Annotated in this window: 19 protein-coding genes and 1 rRNA gene; 9 read left to right on the top strand and 11 right to left on the bottom strand. The window is 61.6% G+C overall.

What is annotated here, in order from left to right; genetic code table 11:
* Position 1 precedes the first annotated feature (1 nt).
* Positions 2–1,165 (bottom strand): efflux RND transporter periplasmic adaptor subunit, encoded by a 1,164-nt coding sequence (locus tag ACSSVH_RS04020; RefSeq protein WP_169954815.1) that lies wholly within the window; start codon positions 1,163–1,165, stop codon positions 2–4.
* 17 nt (positions 1,166–1,182) lie between these two features.
* Complete coding sequence (locus ACSSVH_RS04015; RefSeq protein ID WP_169954814.1) at positions 1,183–2,406, bottom strand: TolC family protein; 1,224 nt, start codon at positions 2,404–2,406, stop codon at positions 1,183–1,185.
* 182 nt (positions 2,407–2,588) lie between these two features.
* Between ACSSVH_RS04015 and ACSSVH_RS04010 the strand changes: the two genes are divergently transcribed.
* Positions 2,589–3,263: a heavy metal response regulator transcription factor gene (locus ACSSVH_RS04010; RefSeq protein ID WP_169954813.1), complete on the top strand. Its 675-nt coding sequence runs from the start codon at positions 2,589–2,591 to the stop codon at positions 3,261–3,263.
* 3 nt (positions 3,264–3,266) lie between these two features.
* On the opposite strand, the gene ACSSVH_RS04005 is transcribed toward ACSSVH_RS04010, so the two are convergent.
* Positions 3,267–4,163: a cation diffusion facilitator family transporter gene (locus ACSSVH_RS04005; RefSeq protein WP_169954812.1), complete on the bottom strand. Its 897-nt coding sequence runs from the start codon at positions 4,161–4,163 to the stop codon at positions 3,267–3,269.
* 285 nt (positions 4,164–4,448) lie between these two features.
* On the bottom strand, positions 4,449–5,732 hold the full coding sequence (locus ACSSVH_RS04000) for an MFS transporter (RefSeq protein ID WP_492634113.1): 1,284 nt from the start codon (positions 5,730–5,732) through the stop codon (positions 4,449–4,451).
* A gap of 183 nt (positions 5,733–5,915) precedes the next feature.
* Here ACSSVH_RS04000 and ACSSVH_RS03995 point away from each other — a divergent pair, with 183 nt between their 5' ends.
* The 4 genes from ACSSVH_RS03995 to ACSSVH_RS03980 all read left to right on the top strand — a co-directional run bounded on the left by ACSSVH_RS03995 (position 5,916) and on the right by ACSSVH_RS03980 (position 9,851).
* Positions 5,916–7,334 carry a TIGR00366 family protein gene (locus tag ACSSVH_RS03995; protein WP_169954810.1) on the top strand — a complete coding sequence of 473 codons (1,419 nt, stop codon included), beginning with the start codon at positions 5,916–5,918 and terminating at the stop codon, positions 7,332–7,334.
* 200 nt (positions 7,335–7,534) lie between these two features.
* On the top strand, positions 7,535–7,681 hold the full coding sequence (locus tag ACSSVH_RS03990; RefSeq protein ID WP_492634112.1) for a hypothetical protein: 147 nt from the start codon (positions 7,535–7,537) through the stop codon (positions 7,679–7,681).
* A 305-nt stretch (positions 7,682–7,986) separates the two neighbouring features.
* Positions 7,987–9,156, top strand: a complete 1,170-nt coding sequence (locus ACSSVH_RS03985; RefSeq protein WP_492634111.1) for a hypothetical protein — start codon at positions 7,987–7,989, stop codon at positions 9,154–9,156.
* Positions 9,157–9,326: 170 nt separating this feature from the next.
* Entirely contained in the window at positions 9,327–9,851 is a 525-nt protein-coding gene (locus ACSSVH_RS03980; protein WP_169954808.1) for an SET domain-containing protein, read from the top strand.
* On the opposite strand, the gene can is transcribed toward ACSSVH_RS03980, so the two are convergent.
* Positions 9,848–10,492, bottom strand: coding sequence for a carbonate dehydratase (can, locus tag ACSSVH_RS03975; RefSeq protein ID WP_169954807.1), 645 nt, complete (start codon positions 10,490–10,492; stop codon positions 9,848–9,850). The genes ACSSVH_RS03980 and can overlap by 4 nt on opposite strands.
* Before the next feature lie 138 nt (positions 10,493–10,630).
* Here can and ACSSVH_RS03970 point away from each other — a divergent pair, with 138 nt between their 5' ends.
* Complete coding sequence (locus ACSSVH_RS03970) at positions 10,631–11,035, top strand: serine kinase/phosphatase (RefSeq protein WP_169954806.1); 405 nt, start codon at positions 10,631–10,633, stop codon at positions 11,033–11,035.
* A 134-nt stretch (positions 11,036–11,169) separates the two neighbouring features.
* On the opposite strand, the gene rimI is transcribed toward ACSSVH_RS03970, so the two are convergent.
* Positions 11,170–11,622 carry a ribosomal protein S18-alanine N-acetyltransferase gene (rimI, locus tag ACSSVH_RS03965; RefSeq protein ID WP_005784514.1) on the bottom strand — a complete coding sequence of 151 codons (453 nt, stop codon included), beginning with the start codon at positions 11,620–11,622 and terminating at the stop codon, positions 11,170–11,172.
* Positions 11,615–12,361, bottom strand: a complete 747-nt coding sequence (locus ACSSVH_RS03960; RefSeq protein WP_169954932.1) for an energy transducer TonB — start codon at positions 12,359–12,361, stop codon at positions 11,615–11,617. The genes rimI and ACSSVH_RS03960 overlap by 8 nt, the downstream gene beginning before the upstream one ends.
* 229 nt (positions 12,362–12,590) lie before the next feature.
* On the opposite strand from ACSSVH_RS03960, the gene mksB reads away from it, so the two are divergent.
* The 3 genes from mksB to mksF are packed head-to-tail and all read left to right on the top strand — an operon-like array spanning position 12,591 to position 17,396.
* Positions 12,591–13,868 carry an Mks condensin complex protein MksB gene (gene mksB / locus ACSSVH_RS03955; RefSeq protein WP_169954805.1) on the top strand — a complete coding sequence of 426 codons (1,278 nt, stop codon included), beginning with the start codon at positions 12,591–12,593 and terminating at the stop codon, positions 13,866–13,868.
* Positions 13,858–14,559: an Mks condensin complex protein MksE gene (gene mksE, locus ACSSVH_RS03950; protein ID WP_169954804.1), complete on the top strand. Its 702-nt coding sequence runs from the start codon at positions 13,858–13,860 to the stop codon at positions 14,557–14,559. Before mksB ends, mksE begins: the two co-directional genes overlap by 11 nt.
* The gene (gene mksF / locus ACSSVH_RS03945; RefSeq protein ID WP_492634110.1) at positions 14,556–17,396 is read left to right on the top strand and encodes an Mks condensin complex protein MksF; all 2,841 of its coding nucleotides are present in this window, start codon (positions 14,556–14,558) and stop codon (positions 17,394–17,396) included. Before mksE ends, mksF begins: the two co-directional genes overlap by 4 nt.
* A gap of 69 nt (positions 17,397–17,465) precedes the next feature.
* On the opposite strand, the gene ACSSVH_RS03940 is transcribed toward mksF, so the two are convergent.
* From ACSSVH_RS03940 to rrf, 4 genes are all read right to left on the bottom strand, one after another.
* Positions 17,466–19,769, bottom strand: coding sequence for a PqiB family protein (locus ACSSVH_RS03940; protein WP_170043062.1), 2,304 nt, complete (start codon positions 19,767–19,769; stop codon positions 17,466–17,468).
* On the bottom strand, positions 19,762–20,385 hold the full coding sequence (locus ACSSVH_RS03935; RefSeq protein WP_169954801.1) for a paraquat-inducible protein A: 624 nt from the start codon (positions 20,383–20,385) through the stop codon (positions 19,762–19,764). The genes ACSSVH_RS03940 and ACSSVH_RS03935 overlap by 8 nt, the downstream gene beginning before the upstream one ends.
* Complete coding sequence (locus ACSSVH_RS03930; protein ID WP_169954800.1) at positions 20,372–21,031, bottom strand: paraquat-inducible protein A; 660 nt, start codon at positions 21,029–21,031, stop codon at positions 20,372–20,374. The genes ACSSVH_RS03935 and ACSSVH_RS03930 overlap by 14 nt, the downstream gene beginning before the upstream one ends.
* A gap of 162 nt (positions 21,032–21,193) precedes the next feature.
* Positions 21,194–21,309 (bottom strand): 5S ribosomal RNA (gene rrf, locus ACSSVH_RS03925).
* Between the last annotated feature and the right edge of the window lie 37 nt (positions 21,310–21,346).

Below are 21,346 nucleotides of genomic sequence, written 5' to 3'. Positions count from 1 at the left end.
ATCAATGGGCGTGCTCGGCCGAGGCCTTGCCCAGCTCGGACTTGAGGACGAAGCTGCCAACGGTCGCCACCTGGGCGCCGGCCTCCAGGCCCTGGCGCACTTCGACAAAGCCGTTTTCGCTGACACCCAGTTCAACGTGGCGGGTGACAAAGCCTTCGGCGGTGCGCACAAACAGCGAGGGTTTGTCTTCCACGGTCTGGATCGCATCCACCGGCACGCTGACCGCTGCCAAGTAGCTATCCGTCGCCACCTGCACCGCCACGAACAACCCGGGGCGCCAGGAGTCGTCGGGGTTGGCCACGGTGACCCGCACCGTCGCGGTACGCGTCTGCTCGCCCAGCAGGTTGCCGACATAGGCCACGGTGCCCATCACGTCGGTGCCCATTTCCGTGGAGCTGACCTTCACCGGCCGGCCCACCTGGACCTTGTTCAAGTCCTTGGGAAACACGCCAAAGGTGACCCACACCTGGGACAGGTCCGACAGGGTGAAGGCGGCACTGGTCTCACTCACCACCTCGCCGACGCCCAGGTGTTTTTCCACCACCACGCCAGCAAACGGCGCACGCAATTCATAGCGATTGCCGCCGGCCAGGACCGTGCTGCCACTCAGGGCGTTCATTTTTTGCCGCGCGTTGTTCAGGGCGATCTCGGCTTCTTGCAGGGTCTGGCGTGCCAGCAGGTAATCCTGTTCGGCAGAGATCTTGTCCTGCCATAACTGACGCTCGCGCTGGAACGTAGTGCGCGCCAGTTCGACCCGGCGTTCGCTGGCCGCCAGCTCGCTGCGCTGATCGGAAATCTGCTGGCTGGCGATCACGGCCAACAGCTCACCCTGCTTGACCTTCTGGCCCAAGTTGACCTTGACCGACTCCACCACACCCGCGGCACGGGGCACGATATGGGAGGTGCGGTCTTCGTCGAAGCGCACCTCGCCCGGTAGCGACAGCAGTGTGCTGATCTGCCGGGGCTGGGCCTTGGCCAATTGAATGCCGGCAGCCTGGATCTGCTGCTCGTTGAGCACCAGCACACCCTCTTCCTCTTCCTCCTCCGGCGCTTCGACGCTTGCGACCGGTGCCTGGGGCGCCACGCTGGTGGCCGGCCAAAACACCATCGCCCCGAGGGCAATGGCCACTGCGACGGCCAAAGCCAGGCCTTGTTGTTTGTTCATGGGGAACTCCTGAAAGATCAAATGCGGGCGAGGTCGCCGTAAATCCGTTCGATGCGCACCCAGGCGTCGGTGGCCTGGGCGAGTGCGGCGAGGTATTGGGTACGGGCGGCGATCAGGGTGCGCTGGGCATCGAGTACATCGAGGAAGTTGAACTTGCCCATCTCAAAGCCGCGGGTGGCACTGTCCACTGCGCTTTGGGCGGCGGGCAGGATCACTTTATTAAAAGCACTCACCTCATTGTTGGCCGTCGCCCACAGGTCCAGGGCCTGGCGGGTTTCGGTGCGCAGGCGCAGCTCGGTGGCGTTGCGCAGGTCCCGGGCCTGGTCGGCTCGGCGGCTGGCGGCCAGCACATTGCCCTGGTTGCGATTGAACAGCGGGATCGGCATCGACACGCCCACCAGGTTCACCCGCTCGCGCACGCTGGCGTCGTACTGGCTGCCGATGGATATATCCAGGTCGGGAATCCGCTGGGCCTTTTCCAGGCCCAGGCCGGCCTCCCGTTGCTGGATTTGCAACTGCGCCAGGCGCAGCTCGGCGGTGCTCTCCAGGCGCGCCAGCAGTTGGGTGGCCGAAGGCAGCGCTGGCGTATTCACGGCACCTGCCTCGACACGCTCAAAACTGATGTTGGCGCTGCCGGTGATGGCGGCCAGGCGGCGATAGGCATCGCTCACGCCGATCTCGGCGCGGCTGCGCTCCAGGCGGATTTCCGAGACCTGCACCTGGGCGCGAGTGGCTTCGACCGGCGACGACTTGCCCGCCGTGACCCGGCCATTGGCAACCACCAGGCCGCGCTCGGCCAGCGCCATTGAGCGTTGCGCCAGCTCCAGGCGTTCCTGGGCCCGCAGCGCGCCATAAAAGCCATCGATGACTTCGGCCCGCAACAGATTGCGCCGCTGTTCCAGCTCCTGGGCCGCCGCATCTTGTGCCCGCGAGGCCACATCGATGCGCGCCCCGCGCTTACCGCCCAGCTCCAGGGTCTGGCTTAGCTTGACGGTGGTGGTGCGGGTGCTGCGGCGGGTGTCTTCGGCGTCCCAGGAGGCCACCGGGTTGGGGATCAGCCCGGCCTGCTGCCGACCGCCCTGGGCGATGTCGATTTCCCATTGCGCAGCGGCCAGGTCCGGGTTGTCGGCAAACGCACTTTGCAGGGCCGATTCGAGGGTCAGGGTCTGGGCGCTTGCCACTTGGGCCATCGCCAAGACCCCCACTACGGAGCACACAATTGTTCTTAAAAACGTTGGCATAACAAGCGTTCCACACCCATGAGTTGGCGGACAAATCCAAGCAGGGGCAATGTAACTTTCGCTACTTATCAGAGGGGTGGCCGAAACATTACAAATCCGTTAGCAAAGGCTCTGGTCCGGGCTTTTGCTTTAACCTTCGCGGCGATTGCAGATACTTTCCCTTGCACCGAGGCACCCTCGACATGCGCATCCTGGTTATCGAAGATGAACTGAAAACAGCCGAGTACTTGCATCAGGGACTGAGCGAAAGTGGCTATGTGGTCGATTGCGCGGCCAGCGGCGCCGACGGCGTACACCTGGCGCGGCAACACACCTATGACCTGGTGATTCTGGATGTGAACCTACCGCTCATGGACGGGTGGGATGTGCTGCAGCGGATCCGCCAGACCAGCAACACGCGAATCATGATGCTCACCGCCCAAGGCCGCCTGGCCGACAAAATCAAAGGCCTGGAACTGGGCGCCGACGACTACCTGGTCAAGCCTTTCGAGTTTCCCGAACTGCTGGCCAGGGTCCGCACCCTGATGCGCCGCAGCGTCGAGGCGGCGGTGCCGGACGTGCTGCGGGTGGCCGACCTGGAACTGGACCAGGGTCGCCACCGGGCCTTTCGCGGCAACCAGCGCATTGACCTGACCACCAAGGAATTCGCCCTGTTGCACCTGCTGATGCGCCAGAGCGGCGTGGTGCTGTCACGCACGCAAATCATCTCGTTTGTGTGGGACATGAACTTCGATTGCGACACCAACGTGGTCGAGGTCTCGATCCGCCGCCTGCGGGCGAAGATCGACGACCCGTTCGAGCGCAAGTTGATCCACACCTTGCGCGGGGTTGGCTACGTGCTGGAAGACCGCGAATAGCGGTCAGTGCGCGATTGGTTCCGGATGAAAACCCTCGCCTTCTATCTGGATGGTGACGTGGGAAATATCGAATTGTTCGTGCAGTAACTCGGTCACCTGGGCGAGGATCTGTTGCTCGCTGCCCAGCGCCGGCTCCACCACCAGATGGCTGCTGAGCACGTTCTTGCCGCTGGTCAGGGCCCAGATATGCAAGTCATGCACCTCCTTGACCCCAGGCACCGCGCAGATGGCCTGCTCGACCGCGTCGATATCGATGCCGTCCGGCACGCCTTGCAGCAGCACATTCATGCTGGCCTTGAGCAGGGTCCAGGTTCTGGGCACGACCCAGAAGCCAATCACCGCGGCCACCACCGAGTCGACCCAGGCCCAGCCAGTGAGCATGATCACCACGGCCGCAATGATCACGCCGATGGAGCCGAGCATGTCGCTCCAGACCTCCAGGTAGGCACCCTTGACGTTCAGGCTCTCGCCACTGGCCGCGCTGAGCAGGCGCATGGAGATCAGGTTGACGATCAGCCCCAGCACCGCAATCACCAGCATGCCAGTGGACTGGATCTCGGCCGGAGCCTGCAGGCGCAGGTAAGCCTCGTAGAGGATGTAGAACGCCACCCCGAACAGCAGCAACGCGTTGAACGCGGCGGCGAGGATTTCGAAACGCGCATAACCGAAGGTGCGCTTGCGGTCAGCGGCGCGCTTGGCGACCTGGATGGCTACCAGGGAGATGGCCAGGGCCAGGGTGTCGGTCATCATGTGCGCGGCGTCGGACAACAGCGCCAGGCTGCCGGTGACAAAGGCACCGATCACTTCGGCAATCATGAAACTGCCGGTCAGGCCCAGGGCTAGCCATAACTTGCGTTCGTGGCCGGCGCGTACGGTGGCGTGGCTGTGTCCTGCACTCATGGCGTTTCCTCGTGGGGGGATGTGCGCTGATCATAGAGCGATAAGGGGAAACCTTTGGTATGGATTTCACAATTGTCATAACGCTGCCAGCGGGGTGTTAACCACATGGGGGAGCTGGCTTGCCTGGGATAGAGGTACACCCTCAAGCCCCAATGCCAGTCAGTTAAGCGCAGATCCCCTGTGGGAGCGGGCTTGCTCGCGAAAGCGGTGGGTCAGTCAACATCAATGTTGGCTGGGCCGACGTCTTCGCGGGCAAGCCCGCTCCCACAGGGGAATGCGGCGGCTTTAAAACGCCGGGCGCCGGCCAAACCGCAATGCACTGGCCACGCCGACCGCGCCCATCACCCCACAGTAAAAAACGCAGATCCACGGGCTGCTGGGCATCAATGCAATCAGCATCAAAGGCGTAGTACTCGCCCACAGCGCGTAGGCAATGTTGTAGGTAAAGGAAATACCCGACACACGAATCTGCGCTGGAAACAGGCTGACCATCACCGATGGCACCGCGCCCACCACTCCGCAGCTCAACCCCGCAATGGCATAGGCCGCGCCCAGCCACACGCCGCCGGCGATCAGGCTGGCGTAGAGCACGGCGATGCCCACCGGCAACAGCAGACTGTAGACCAGTACCGCGCGCCAGGCGCCGATGCGGTCCACCAGCAGGCCGGCCAGTACGCAACCGATGTTCAGGAAGACGATGCCCAGTGCGCTCAGGGCGAAGGTGTGGCTGGGGCTCATGCCGAAGGTTTTCTGCATCATGGTCGGCGTGATCACCACCAGCACCACCACCGCCGAGGTGAGCACACAGGTCAGCAACATGGCCGGCAGCAACGCCTGGCGATGGTCGCGCAACACCGTGCGCAGCGGCAGTTCGGCGTCGGCCTGGCGGCGCGCCTGTATGGCCAAAAACACCGGGGTTTCACTCAGCCAACGCCGCAGCCAGACACCGATCACGCCAAACACCCCACCCAACAGAAACGGGAAGCGCCAGGCGTAATCCAGGATTTGTTCTGCGGTGAACATCTGCGCCAGCAAGGTCGCCGTCAATGCCCCCAGCAGGTAACCGAAGGTCAGCCCGGCTTGCAGGAAACCCAAGGCATAACCGCGGTGGTTGGCCGGCGCGTGTTCGGCGACGAAGACCCAGGCGCTGGGCACTTCACCGCCCACCGCCGCGCCCTGCAAGACCCGCAGCGCCAGTAGGATCAGCGGCGCGAAATAGCCGATCTGTGCGTAGGTCGGCATGATCCCGATCAGCAGGCACGGCAGGGCCATCATCAGAATGCTCAGGCTGAACACGCGCTTGCGCCCCAGGTGATCGGCAAAGTGCGCCATCAGGATCCCGCCCAATGGCCGCGCCAGGTAGCCGGTGACGAAAATCCCGAAGCTTTGCAGCAGGCGCAGCCATTCGGGCATTTCCGGGGGGAAGAACAGCTGGCTCAGGGTCAGGGCGAAAAATACGAAAATGATGAAGTCGTAGATTTCCAGGGCACCGCCCAAGGCGGCCAGGCCCAGGGTCTTGTAGTCGGAGCGGGAAAAACGCTGCGCCTGTGGATAAGTGCTGGCAGTCATGAAAGAAGCTCGGCAGACAGACAAAATGGCGTGCAGGTTATGAGCTGGACCGGATCCTGGCAATCGCCGCGGATATATTGGGTTTACTCATTGATCCATGAAAATAACAACATTCCCAAATAAATGGCCGTGGGCCAAGATGCGGCGATACCTTGCCAAAATAACTACAAGAGGTAATCCCACGTGGCCGATCCTATCGAAGATAGCCGTTATGCCCGCTTCGCCCTGCGTTGCTCGAATTTCGCCGAACGCTGGTTTCCTGACTCCTGGGTGTTTGCCGCCCTCGCCGTGATCATTGTCACCGTGGCGACCCTGGGCATGGGCGCCGCGCCCACCGAAGCAGCCAGGGCCTTCGGCGATGGTTTCTGGAGCCTGATCCCGTTCACCATGCAAATGGCCTTCGTGGTGATTGGCGGCTATGTAGTCGCCAGCTCGCCGCCCGCCGTGAAGTTGATTGACCGCCTGGCGCGCATCCCGAAAAACGGCCGCTCGGCCGTGGCGTGGGTGGCATTGATCTCGATGGTCGCCTCGTTGCTCAACTGGGGCCTGTCCCTGGTGTTCGGCGGGTTGCTGGTGCGAGCCCTGGCCCGGCGCACGGATTTGCGCATGGACTATCGCGCGGCCGGCGCGGCGGCCTATCTAGGCCTGGGCGCCGTGTGGGCGCTGGGGTTGTCGTCATCGGCCGCACAATTGCAGGCCAACCCGGCCAGCCTGCCGCCTTCGATCCTGGCGATCACCGGGACCATTCCCTTCACCGACACCATCTTTTTGTGGCAATCGGGGGTGCTGTTGCTGGCGTTGATCGTGGTGTCGCTGATCATCGCCTACGTCACCGCACCGGGCCCCAACTCGGCCCGTGACGCCAAGGCGTGTGGCGTAGACCCGGCATTCAACCTGCCCAAGCCACAACCGCCAAGCCGTCCGGGAGAATGGCTGGAACACAGCCCGCTGCTGACCATTTTGCTGGCGCTGCTGGCTGCCGGCTGGCTGTTCCATGAGTTCTCGACCAAGCCTGCGATCAGCGCGATCTCGGGGCTCAACACCTATAACTTCCTGTTCATCATGGCCGGCGCCTTGCTGCACTGGCGCCCGCGCAGCTTCCTCGACGCCGTGGCCCGCGCGGTGCCGACCACCACCGGGGTGCTGATCCAGTTCCCGCTGTACGGCTCCATCGCGGCGCTGATGACCGTGGTCAAGGGCGGTGACGGCCAGACCCTGGCCCACCATATCTCGACCTTCTTCACCTCCATCGCCTCCCACGACACCTATGCGCTGCTGATGGGCGTGTATTCGGCGGTGCTGGGGTTCTTTATCCCATCGGGCGGCGGCAAATGGATCATCGAGGCGCCGTACGTGATGCAGGTGGCCAATGACCTGCAATATCACCTGGGCTGGGCCGTGCAGATCTACAACGCCGCCGAGGCCCTGCCGAACCTGATCAACCCGTTCTACATGCTGCCATTACTCGGCGTACTGGGACTCAAGGCACGGGACTTGATTGGTTTCTCGTTTGTGCAACTGCTGGTGCACACGCCGCTGGTGCTGTTTTTACTGTGGGCGCTGGGGACGACCTTGAAGTACATGCCGCCGGTGATGCCTTAGTCATTGGACGTTGCGCCCGTCGTTGTGGCGGGTGCAGCCAGGCCGACATTGAGCGCCTTTTTCCCTCACTGAACATTTCAAGGAGGGAACCCACCACTACTGTAAAACCACCTACATGGTGTCTTTTAGTAGCACCGAACAACCTTCAACTTAACTAAGAGACCACCACTAAATTATTTAGAGCTATAACTGGAGCGCCCATGAATATCACGCCTACAACTACCATGCCTGCCTCTCAAAACAGTGCTGAGGCGGGCAACACCCAAGAAGCCAGCCAACAGCAAAACCCCCAGCTAAAAAATTCAAACAGTTCAAATCGGCTTTCGGCCAACCGGCGGGAAGAATAGTCTTTGCAGAGTCAAACCCTAACAAAAATCTTTTCAAGCCTGTTGTATCGTTTAAAGGCTAACTTCTCAGCAAGCATTCCGGCTTCGCAGCCCATATTGAACACTTACAAGTGTTGCAACTACCTCGGGTCTAATTGCAATCCCATGGATAACCGAAGCAATGCGTTGCACGTCACGATATATGAGAGACGGCCAAGCCCTACAAAAAAACCGCATTTGCCGACGCATTTTCCCGGTCAGCCGCTACTGTGTGAGGGTAGGCATTCATCCCGCGCAGACGGGCTTTAGCTGACAAGGAAACACGCATGTTTAAACTGACCAGGCTGTCCTTCACCCTTGTCGCACTTAGTGTGAGCACGGTCGTACAAGCCGATGTCGAACTCGACCTGGGCACTGCGCAACGGGTCAGGCAATTGTTCGCCTACCCCAACAATTGCAGTGTGATCTGCTTTCGGCCGCTGACGTTGGAACAGACAGTTGAACACTACCTGACCCAGAGTTTGCAACGTGATGGCTACAGTCGGGCCAGGGTCAGTGTGAAAACCCAGGCGGATCAGGTGCGCGCGCACTTTACCGGTGTACCCGATGGCTATGGCCAGCCCTTGACCGCGTTGTTGCATACCGCTGACCTGGCCTATGAAGGCGCCAGCCAGTTGAACCGCGATGGCAAATGGCAATTTAGCTGGTACCTGTTCCTGCCGCTGGGCATGGCCCTGGAGAACCGCAAGAGCATCGAGTTGATGCATTTCCCGCCCGACTATTCCCTGACCCATTACCAGGACTACCTGGAGTCGGCCACCACCGACCGTTGGGCCACGTTATTGACCGCCAATGGCATAGCGGCGGCCCAGACCCCGGAATACCAGACCATCATCGATATTGCGCCGATTGCCGCGCCCTCCACGGCTGGCAAGGACCTGGAAGGGGTCTATGGCTACTTCACCGAGTACCAGACCCGGATAGTTCGCGAGTTGAGCCTGCACCCCACAGGCTCATTGCCCATGGTCGCCTTCGGCGCACCGGTACGCAGTTGGATCCAGCAACAGTACGGGCAAACTCTCGGGGTATTGGGCCTGGGGCAGATCAGCCCGGCCGAGGGCAGCTATGTCGCCGTACTGGGGGCCAATCACCCCAGTTACATCTGGTACGCCGCCGACCCGGCCAGCTACGGCGGTGACGAACAGAAAGCCGACGAGGCCGGCTTGAAAGTCATGGGCCAGGACTTGAGCGCCGCCTGCTGGCAGGCTGGAATGGGCCAGCAGCCCGCCAGCGACCCCAATGTGCTGCTCAAGGGTTGCATGAATACCTGGCAGGTGACGCGCAAGGAGCAGACCTGTGAATTGTTCTATACCTCGGTGCGAGAGCTGCCCGCCGAGCAGGCCAAGGAAAAATGTAGCAACGCGTCGATCAAGGCCCAGCTCAAGCGCCTGAAAAGCCCCATGCCAGAAGCCTCTGTGCCGGCGCCGTCCCTGTAGGCTCCTGGCTTTATCAGCATTGTCTTACGCGAAAAAACGCCGATAGCTACTGTCAGATTTGACAGTAGCTATCGGCGTTTTTTTGCGTAAATCTGGGACGGTGCCCATTTGCTGCAAGACCGGCAGTCTAATCAATATCAGGAGGTCGATGCAGCCCGACAAGGAGCCCTATGAAAACCCAAGTCATGGAAGAAGCACCTGCGGCCGCGAGTGACTGTCTGTATCCCTTCGCAACACTGCTGGCGAAAAAAGGTTACCCCTCGCGTCGTGACTTCGAGGTGGTGCGCACCCGCAACGGACGTGGAACCGGGATCAAGGCCAAGGTCGCCTTCGACAGCCGAGTGCGTATCGCCAAGATTTCCGGGCACGCCCTGAGCGAACGGCGCTTGCACACGCTGCAGGTGTCTTCGCGCATCCACTTGTACGACCCCTGGTTCAGCGGCTTGCTCCTGCATTCATGCGACCCGAATGTGTTCCTCGATATCAGCGAACTGGAGCTGTGGTCGATCCAGGCGATCCGCCCCGGCGCGCTGCTGACCATGGATTACGCCAGCACCGAGGACGTGCTGTTCCGGCAGTTCCCGTGCCGTTGCGGCGCCGGCAACTGCCGAGGCTGGATCACCGGCATGAAAGAGCCCTTGAACGCCGAGGGCCAACTGTTCATGGAACAGTGGCGCCAGCGCAAACGCTATTAAATGGCCTCGATCGGGCGCAGGCGGTACTGCGGCGGCAGTTGCTCGAACCCGGTGATGGTGGCGTTGAGGCTCTTCCAGCGGCCGTCCTTGATCCCGTAGATGCAACCGTGGATCGACAGGCTCTGCCCACGATGCCAGGCGTTCTGCACAATGCTGGTGTGACCGACATTGGCCACTTGCTGGATGACGTTGAGTTCACACAGGCGATCGACGCGTTCTTCTTCCGTGGGCAACTGGGCCAGTACTTCGCGGTTCTCGTAGTACAGGTCACGGATCGTACGCAGCCAGCCGTCGATCAGGCCGAACTGGCGGTCCTGCATCGAAGCACGCACGCCGCCGCAGCCATAATGGCCGGTGACCAGGATATGTTTGACCTTGAGCACATCCACCGCGTACTGGATCACCGACAGGCAGTTGAGGTCGGTGTGTAGCACCACATTGGCCACGTTGCGGTGCACAAACAGGTCGCCCGGCAGCATGCCGACGATCTCGTTGGCCGGCACCCGGGCGTCCGAACAGCCGATCCACAGGTATTCCGGGGTCTGCTGGCGGGCAAGCTTGGCGAAGAATTCGGGATCTTCCTGTTTGATCGCATCCGCCCAGCGTTCGTTGTTATCAAGCAGGTCTTGTAGTTCGTTCATCAGGAAAGCCTCAGGAATGATGCGCAGTTTTGTGACTGACAACCTCTCGCCCAGGTCACGCCCCACGCAAATTAGCTTGAATCTTTGGGAGGCCGGGCCTGTCCACACACTATAAGCCCCACAGTATGAGGATTGGCCATGACGCAATCACGACGTCCCTACGGCGCCCCGACGCCGGCACCGATTGATGACAACGAAGATCGCATGGGCTCGATGCGCGAGCTGGATTTTGACGAGCAAGAGCCAACGGCGGAAATCGGCGATGAGATCCCGCGTGGAGAGCGCGAGCACCTGATGCCCGACGAGCGGGTGCGCGAGGCCGGAATGACCGGGGCTTCGACGGCGGATCATGAGCCCACGGATGATGATATGAGCCCCGAAACCCTGATCCATGAAGATGGCGCGCGCGATGCCCGCGAAGAAGGTGAAGGCGAGCAGGCGGATTGGGACCTGAGTATCGTCGATGAGGACGAGATTGGCGGCGGTAATGGGTTGGATGAAGCCGAGTTGGCGGACATTGATCCGGTCGACGGCAACCGCTGACACAGCGCCTGACTTATGGTGAAGCATGGCGGTGTGGGAGCTGGCTTGCCTGCGATAGCGGCGCTGGATTCACCACCGCTATCGCAGGCAAGCCAGCTCCCACGTAAGACTGCTCCCACACGGGATCGTGTGTTTTAGTCGACCAGGGTGCAGGCCATGACGACGGCGTCTTCGCGACCACCGACGGCCGGGTAGTAATCGCGGCGACGGCCGATTTCGTTGAAACCGTAGCGCTCATACAGGCGGAATGCCCCGGTATTGCTATCGCGCACTTCCAGGAAGCATTCCCGCGCACTGGCGGCATAGGCCCGGGACATCAGGTGCTCCAGCAGCGCCAGGCCCAGGCCGCGGCCCTGGTTTTCCGGCTTGACGGTGATGTTCAGCAAATGCGCTTCATCGAGGATGATTTGCACCACGCCATGGCCCACCTGCTGCTCGCCTTCGAACATCAACCAGATCTGGTACTTGCCCAGCCCGTCGAGAAAGATGCCACGGGTCCAGGGATGGCTGAACGCCGCGTATTCGATTTTCAGCACGGCGTCGAGGTCAGCCTCGGTCATCGGGCGGAAGGATAAAGCCTCACTCATCGGTTGTTTTCCAGCGCGCCATCAGCCGGCGCATGGCTTGCCAGACATCAGCCTTACGCTGTGGCTCTTCCATTAATAATTCCAGGCCCGGCAAGGCCCAGACCGAACCCAGGCCTTCGACCTGCAGTTCGCGGTACCAGGCCTCGGCGTTGGCTTCGCCGGCAAATCGCACGGCCGGCAGGCCGATCAGCCACAGGCACACACAGGGTTCATCTTCCAGGCGGGCCGAGACAAAGCCCTGCACGAAGTCACGCGCGGCGTCCGGCCCCTGGTCCATATTGCCGCGCACCAGCAACGGCCAGCGCACCGGCTCGCCGACGATCTGCGGGCTGTCGGGCAGGCCGGCAGCGCGCAGCATGTCCTTGAGCAGCAGGTAGGCCGGGTCGCGCGCCTGGAAACGTTCGCCGGTGGGCAGTTCGACCAGCAACAGGCAGCGCCCGGCCCGCAGCAATTGCAGGGCAAAACGCGGTGGCGGCACGACCGGGGCCTTGGCCACCGGGGCAGCGTCGGCCACTGCAGCGGGCTTGGGCGCCGCCGAAGGGCGTGGCACTTCGATCTTGACCCGCTCCGATGGCCGCACAGGCACCTCGGCCACAGGCTTTACCAGCGCGACCGGCGGCGCCGCTTCCTCGCCCGAGGCGTCGAATGGCTCGAACGGCTCCAGCGGCTGCAGCAGTTCGGGCCGCGACGGGGCGGCAAAGGGCAATTCGGTGCGCGGCAGCCAGTTGACCACCTGCATGGCGGTCAAGTAAGCGCGACGTCGGGACTCGATAAGCAAGGCGCGACCACTTGTGGATAACTAAAGAGCGCAGATTCTACCGCCCTTCGACGACGATCGCCCACCGTTGATGATTTTCTCTGCATTGCTGACCGCCCATCGCGAACGCGCCCTGACCGGCTGTGGATAAATCCCGCGCCTGATGCAGTACAATCGCTGCTTTTAATTCGCCAACCAGCCGGCCATTCCGATGATCGAACCCAAGCGCGTCTTGCGCGCCCTCGCCGAACACTGGGCCCTGCTTGAGCCACTGTGCGAACACTTCGACCAAGGCACCCTGAGCCTTGGCGAGTTGCGCGCGCAACTGGCCGCCCAACAACTGGACAGCACGCCACAGGACATCACCAGCCTGCTGGACGTGTGGATTCGCCTGGATATCCTGGTGCCTGTCGCCAAGAGCCCGAACCGTTTCGAGCTCAACGCGCAGATCCATGACTTCCTGGCCTATCTTCGCAAGGAGCACCGGCTAGGCCTGTGCCTGGAAATCGAAGCCTACCTGCGCCACCTCGAGCGCCTGGCCGGTTATATCCAGGACGCCTTCGACATCCGCGACGGCCATGACCTGGCTCGCCAACTGCGGCTGCTGGACATGCGCGTGCGCGACGTGCTGAAAAAACTCGCCAATGACGAACAGGCCCTCGCGGCCGTGGCCGACCGCGCCAAGACCAGCGACCGGCAGATCCCGTTGCGCCAGCGCTATGCCGAGGTCCTGGCGACCTGGGACGAGTACGTCGAGCCGATGATCCAACTGGTGAACGCCGACGGTGCCTTCGAGCAAGGCGTGCGCAAGGTTGAGAACGTGCTGCTGCGCATGCTCACCGAACAACAGCGCCTGGGCCACCTGGTGGATGACGATATGTTGCTGCGCACCCACGCGCGCATCCTCGAAATGCAGACCAGCGCCCAACTGACCCTGCGTCATGCCCGCGAGCTGCTGCTGCCGCTGCGCGAAGAGGCACGCCGGCACAACGCCGTGACCCGTGGCGCGGCGCTGGCCCTCTCGGCGATCCGGCGCAAGGGCCTGGACGCGGTGCCGCAAGCGGCGATGCCGATGTTCACCCGGCCACAAAGTACCTTCCTCGGTAGTGCCAGCCAGGTCGAAGCCTATGTGTATGCCCTGGCGAACTTCGAACCCAAGCCTGCGCGGTTCCCCAAGGCCCACAAATCCCACAAGGGCCAAGCCCAGCGTGCGCCACGCACGGTCAAGGAGATGCTGGAGCGTTGCGAAGACGCGCTGCCGATGCCGGACCTGATGACCTGGCTGCTGGAACAGGAACCGGACGGGGCCACCGACGAGTTGCTGTACTGGTTCTCGCGTTTGTCGCGGGAGAAGCGTTTCAAGCGCGAGCGCCTGGAACGCCGGGATTACCACACTCACGAGCACCAGGTCAGCCTGCGCTCATTCGCCCTGCTCCCGGCCAGCACCGACGTAGCCGAGAATTCTGCGAGCACACCCTATGCATCTTGATCTATCCGAACTGTCCCAGCTGGCGCCGATCTTTCGCGAGCTGTTCAAGGGTTACCACGTCAGCCGCCGCGACCCGGAGCTGTACGCGCAATTGTCGAACTTCCAGGACCAGTACCGCACGCTGTTCAAGGCCCTGGGCTTTGAGCTGGTATGCGACACCCGTGGCTTCTATTACTTCGTGCCGGACACCGCCGTGGCCGCCGCGCAGGTGAACAAGACCGCGCAGCGCCTGGCATTGTTCACCTTCATCATCGTCGAGCACCTGGCCGACCAGGGCCGCGACCCGATTGCCGTGCTCGACGGTGGCAGCCTGGGCCGCGATGAGCTGCCCTCGTTGCTGGAGAAGTACCGCGACCTGTTTATCCAGGCCGAAGTACAGACCGTTGAGGAGCTGGAAGAAAAAATCATGCGCCGCATGACCCAGCTCGGCTTTGCCGGTGAAGACAACGGTGTTTACCGCTTCCTGCCACCGATGCACCGTTTCCTCGACGTGTGCCTGTCGGTCCAGGCCGACCGCGACCTGGCGGCCAGCGTCCACAGTGTGCTGCCGTTGCCGGCGCCGGTGATCATCGACGAAGACAGTGATGAAAAGCTGCTGCAGACCGATGACCCGCTGGACTTGAGTGAGTTTGAAAGCGAAGAAGATGCCCTCGCCCGTGCCATTGCCGAAGAACAGGAGACCGATGCATGAGCAAGGAACGTTACGGCATTCGCCGCTTCGCCCTATTGAACACCGCCGGCTACAGCCTGGGCCTGTTCCCGCTGGAAGAGCCGCTGTCGGTGTATGGCGCAAACAACCTCGGTAAATCGGCTTCGATCAACGCCTTGCAGTTCCCGATCCTGGCGCGCATGTCGGACATGAGCTTCGGCAAGTACACGCTGGAACAGTCGCGGCGCTTCTACTTCGCCACCGACACCAGCTACATCCTCGTCGAAGTCTCCCTGCCCCACGGCCCGCACGTGATTGGCGTGGTCGGGCGCGGCCCGGGGGGCGGTTTCGGTCACCAGTTCTTTGCCTACGCCGGCAAGCTGGACCTGGCCCACTATCAGAAGAACGACACCTGCCTGCGTCAGAAAGAGCTGTTCACCAACCTTGAGCGCGAGGGCCTGAAGGCCTATGAGCTCAAGCCCGACGAGCTGCGGCGCTTGCTGGTGGGTGGCCATACCTCGATCCCGCTGGACCTGACCCTGATTCCGCTGCGCTCCACCAGCGAGCAAAGCCTGAAGACCTTCCGTGCGCTGTTTATCAACCTGCTGCACATGCGCGAAATCACCGCGGCCAAGCTCAAGCAGTTGTTCCTCGATGCGTTCGAGCACAGCCTGCGCTCGGGCAGTGTGGATTACATTGCGGCGTGTGAAGAAGCGTTCCGCGATGTGCGACGCATGGAGCAGGACTACAACTCACTGGTAGCCGCCGGCCCATTGGTCGAGGCCTTGGCCAATGGCGTGAAACAGCGCGACATCCTGCGCGGCAAACTGCATCGCCTGTCGCCGTTGCTCGATTCGCTGCTGGGCACCTGGTCGGACTACGCCAGTGCGCGCAAGGAAGAGCTGACGATCCAGGCCGAACACTACCGCAACGAGCAGGATGCGCTGCAGAACGATCAGCGCGGCGGCACCCAGGAGCTGATGCGCCTGGAGCGGGAAATCAGCGGCATCCAGCGCTGGCTGGGCGAGTTGTCGGTGCTCAAGCATCGCTTTGCCCTGGTGGATGACGTCAAGGTCCTGGAGCAGCAACTGCTGGCGGCCAAGGATGCCCACGACGAACTGGCCGGCGCCCTGGCGCAATCGCGACAGTTCAGCGCCGAGGACCTGGATGAGCGCCTGCGCGACCTGGAAAAGCGCCTGAAGTCGGTCAAGCAACAACTCGATCACGCCGACAACAACAGCTACGCCAAGCTGCGGGAAGAATTCTCACAGCAGGACGTCGAGCGTCTGATGCGTCTGTTCAACAGTTCGTTGTTCAGCCTGCCGCTGGGCGAGCATGGCATCACCCTGGATGAAGACGGCCAGTGGGTCAAATCCCTGGAGCTGATCCTCGATGGCTTCAAGGGCGAGCGTTTTGAAGTACCGGGGCTGTCCATCGACATCTCGCACATCGAGCCCCCTGCCTTGCAGGCCCTCGCGGATCGCGCGGCATTGCGCGACCAGAAGGAGCGCCTGGAAAAAGAACTCAAGCAACTCAAGACCCAGCAGGCGGTGGCCTCTGACCGCGCGGCAAGCAAGACCCAGACCGAAGCGCTGTACCAGCAGGTACTCGATGCGCAGAAAGCCCTGGAAGACTACCGCCGCGCCCAGACCCTGAGTGCCGAGGAAGGCGAAAAGCTGGAAAACCTGGCGCAGATGGAAGCCACCCAGGATGAACTCAAGCGCTCCAGCGATGCGTTTACCGAACGTGTGCAGCAGCTGTCGGCCAAGCTGCAACTGGTCGGCCGCCAGATCGGCGATATGGAAGCCAAGCAGCGCACCCTGGATGACGCCCTGCGCCGTCGCCAGTTGTTGCCGGCCGACTTGCCGTTTGGCACGCCGTTCATGGATCCGGTCGACGACTCCATGGATAATCTGCTGCCGCTGCTCAATGACTATCAGGACAGCTGGCAGGGGTTGCTGCGCGCCGACGGGCAGATCGACGCGCTGTACGCCCAGGTGCGCCTCAAGGGCGTGGCCAAGTTCGACAGCGAAGACGATATGGAGCGCCGCCTGCACCTGTTGATCAATGCTTACGCGCACCGCACCGACGAAGCCCTGACCCTGGGCAAGGCGCGCCGCGCGGCGGTGACTGATATCGCGCGGACCTTGCGCAATATCCGCAGCGACTACGACAGCCTCGAGCACCAGTTGGCCCTGTTCAACCGCGAGATCAACAAGCGCCAGGTATCCAACCTGCAGAGCTTCCGTATCGTGTTGGCGCCGAACAAGGAAGCGCTCAAGCATATCGACCAGATCATTCACAGTGCCGGTCAGTATGAGGAAGGCGAAACCCTGTCGGTGTTCGACCTCAGCCAAAGCGCCGAGCAGGACAACAAAAACGAAGAGGCCAAGGAATACCTGGCACGCCTGGTGGCCGCCAACCACAACCAGTTGGGGCTCAAGGACCTGTTCGAACTGGCGTTCGAGATTACCAAGGTCAACGGCCAGCCGATCATTCACACCGACATCGATGGCGCTGCGTCCAACGGCACCACCATGACCATCAAGGCTCTGACCAACATGTACTTGTTGCTGCACTTGATGGACCGCGACCAGGCCGGTCGCGTGCGCCTGCCGTACTACCTCGACGAGGCGGCGGATATCGATGAGAAGAACCAGGCAGCATTGCTGGAGACTAGCCTGCAACTGGGCTTTGTGCCGATCCTGGCCAGTGTGAAGCCGCAGGTTTCCGCCCAGGTGGCGATCGACCTGGAGGGCGGCAGTGGGCCGAACGGGATCTACATCGATGAGGCGGACTGGAAGTACATCCGCCGCCATGATGTGGTGAAGGCGACGGTGAATGTGCAGGCGGATGAGCCGCAGTTGGATGAGGTCTGATCGGCGCCTACCAAGGCATTAAAAAGGCCGCGATCTTTTGGATCGCGGCCTTTTTTGTGGCTCCTGGATTTATTTACCCAGGGGAATCTTCGGCGCCCAGATCAGCCACTCGTCTTCAAACTTGTCGAACAGCGGGAAGGTCTGCTCGGGCAACGCCGGGTTGCCCATGCGCTCGCCATCCGGCGTCGCAAAGGCGATGCCGCCCTGGACCAGGGTTTCCAGGGATTCGGTACGCACTGTCGCGCCCTTGAACAGGCCAAAGTCCAGGCCAAAGCCACTGCTGTTCCAGAAACGGCTGCCGCCACGCACCAGCGGGGCGTACTTGGGCTCGATCAGCACATGAATCAGCACACGGTCGGCCGTCTTGCCCAACTCGTAGCCGGTGACCTTGCCCACCGTGACTTCGCGGTAGGTAACCGGCACGCCGACTTTCAACGAACCGCGGCGGGCCGCGCTGAGGACCAGGCTCAAGCCGGCTTCCTGCACGTTAGCCTCGGGCGGTTGGGCCAGGGCCACGAAGTTCTTTTGTGCCCCGGTGCTTTTCACCGCCGGCAAGACTTCGATGTACTGGCCGGTGACCAGGGTTTCCAGGTTGGCGGTCTTCATCAAGCCCAACTCGGGCTTGACCACCCAGAACTGGCTGCCGGTGCGGGCGATCCGCTCAGGCACTTCGGTGATGCGCGCACTAAGCATCACTGACTGCATGTCGGCGCTCAGGTCGACGCTTTCGATCTTGCCCACGTCCAGGCCTTTGAAGCGAATCGGCGTACCGGGGCGCAGGCCGTCGGCGCGGTCGACCTTGATCGTGATGAGGGTGCCACGCTGGGTGGAGGCTTCGTGATCGGCAAACAGGCGGAAACGCGGGATGCGATTTCTCAGCGGTACGTTTGGCTCTGGGGTCTCAAAGGCGATCCCCCCGGCCATCAGGCTTTGCAGGGATTCGCTTTTGACCTGGATGCCGCCGGTGAGCCCGCCGGTCAGTGTCACGCCACTGGCGTTCCAGAAACGCGTCGAGCCGTTGACCAGGCCTTCGTACTCCTTCTCGATATGCACACCGATCACCAGCTGCTTGCGCTTGCGCGAGAACTGATAGCTCTGGACCGAACCGACCTTGACCTGTTTGTAGAGGATCGGGCTGCCAACCTCCAGGGAGCCGAGGTTTTCTGTGAGCAGGACCAGGTGCAGGCCTGGGGAGCGCAGGTCCAGCGGTGGCGCCTTGGGCCGGGCGACGAACTCACGTTGGGGACTGGCGCCTTTGTCGCCGGGACGGATGGCAATGTAATTGCCCTTGACCAGGGCTTCCAGGCCGGTGATACCGGCCAGGGAGATGGACGGCTTGACTACCCAGAATTGTGTGCCTTCCACCAGGTAATCTTCGGCCAACGGGTCGAGGGTCAGGTCGGCGCTGGCGCTGGACAGGTCGGAGTCGACCTTGAGGGCCTTGAGACTGCCGACCTGGATGCCTTTGTACATCACCGGCGTACGCCCGGCTTGCAGGCCCTCGAAGTCACTGAGCTTGACCTTGATGCGAATGCCCGCGGCGGCGGCGTCGAAGTCTTCGTACAGACGGAACGGCAGGCTTGGGTCGGTGGGCGGGCTGTCCTTGCGGTTTTCCGGCGTGGCGAAGGCAATCCCCCCGGAGACGATGCTGGCCAGGGACTCGCTGCGCACTTTGACCCCGGACAGGTTGGCGTCGATGCTGATGCCGCTGGCGTTCCAGAAACGCGTATGTTTGCGCACCAGGTTGGCGTAGGTCGGCTCGATATAGACTTTTATCTCGACGGTGTTTTGATCGGCTGACAGCAGGTAGCTTTTGACCTGGCCAACCTGGATCTGTTTGTAGAAGACCGGGCTGCCACGGTCGAGCGAGCCGAGCCGCTCGGCCTTGACGGTCAGGTGCAGGCCGGGCTTGGCGTCGGATAATGGCGGCTCTTCGGAAAGCGCCTTGAATTTGCGCGTAGGCTCGCCGTCACCTGGGCTGGCGGCGATGTAATTGCCCGAGACCAGGGTTTCGAGGCCGGTGATCCCGGCCAGGCTCACGCTGGGCTTGACCAGCCAGAAGCGCGTATTGGCCTTGAGGTATTGCTCGACATCCTTGTTCATCTCGATGGTGGCAATCACCCCGCGATTGCTGCCCTCGTCATCCAGGGCCAGGGTCTTGACCTTGCCCACGGGCATGCCTTTGTAGACCACTTCGGTCTTGTTGGCCTGGATGCCTTCACCGCTTTCAAAGCGAACCTGGATCTCGATGCCCGTCTGGGTGTAGGCACGCCATCCGAGCCAGCCGCCAATCACCAGGGCGATCAACGGCAGTACCCAAATGGCCGACCAGTTCGAAGCGGGGCGGGTTTTAGCCTTTGGCAAATCAGTCATGGTCGTCGTCCGACTCCGTGTTATCCCAAATCAGTCGGGGATCGAAAGTTACTGCGGCAAACATCGTCAAGATCACCACACTGGCGAACGCCACGGCACCGAGATTGGCCTCGATACTGGCAAGTCGCCCAAAGTTAACGACCGCCACCAGAATGGCGATCACGAAGATATCCAGCATGGACCAGCGACCGATGAATTCGATAAAGCGGTACATGATAATGCGTTGTCGGGCGGAAAGCGGCTGGTGACGCTGCACCGAGAATAGCAACAGGGCGATGCCCACCAGCTTGAAGGTCGGCACCAGGATACTGGCAATAAACACCACGGCGGCAATCGGGAACATACCGTGCTGAACCAGTTCGATCACGCCCGCCATGATAGTGCTCGGCGCACCCTGCCCCAGGGAGTTGATCGTCATGATTGGCAACAGGTTAGCCGGAATGTACAGAATTGCCGCAGTAATCAGCAAAGCCCAGGTGCGCATCAGGCTGTTCGGACGGCGGGCATGGACCAACGCACCGCAACGGGTGCAGGTTTGCTCGTCGGTCTCCGGGTCCTGCCTGTTGAGTTCGTGGCATTCGGTACAGATCAGAATGCCAGCATCAATCGCCCGCATGTTCGTCCTCCCCGGACAATGCCTGCCAGATTTGGTGAGGTGACATGACCACCTCCAGCAGCACCTGAACCATCAACAGGCTGACAAAGCAGGCCAGCCCCAGGCCTACACTGAGGGCGGCCATGTCGGCCAGCTTTACAATCGCCACCAGCACGCCCATCAGGTAGACCTCAAGCATCCCCCAATCGCGCATATGGTGATAAATACGGTAGAGCAACAGGCCGTAGCTGCGGCCTATGTTCCAGCGAATACTCAGCAGCACCGCCAGTTGGCACAGCAGCTTGAGCAACGGGATGCCCATGCTGCACAGGAACACCACCACCGCGACGCCTTGCATCCCGGTATTGAACAGGGCGACTACACCGCTCCAGACCGTGTCTTCAGAAGACTGCCCGAGTAGGTTGAGCTGCATGATGGGTAAAAAGTTCGCCGGGATGTACAGCAATAACGCTGCGATCACCAAGGCCAGGCTGCGCTCGACGACATTGTAGCGGTGGGCGTACATCTCATAACCACAGCGCGGGCATTGGGCCTTTTCACCGTGCGCAAGCTCTGGCTTGCGCATCAGCAAGTCGCACTCGTGGCAGGCAACCAGGTCCTCCAGCGGTAGGTCGGACACCTGGGTGGTATCAACCGGGTCGGACATATAGGGCTCTAAGTCTAAAATGATCAGGCGTCTATTCTAGTGTTCTGGTTGGGAAATAACTGTGCAAATTTGTCGGGATGAACAATGGTGTTATGCCAGCGCCTTTTCGACCGCCCAAAACAAAACCCCAACTGCTTTCGCAATTGGGGTTTCGGAATTTAATCTTGACGATGACCTACTCTCACATGGGGAAACCCCACACTACCATCGGCGATGCATCGTTTCACTGCTGAGTTCGGGATGGGATCAGGTGGTTCCAATGCTCTATGGTCGTCAAGAAATTCGGGTACTGAGTCGTGGCAAGTGCCTCGCTTC

This window comes from Pseudomonas sp. HC1(2025) (genome assembly GCF_058742075.1).
Note: the sequence above shows the minus strand (reverse complement) of the source record. Positions and strands in the feature narration are given on the sequence as shown.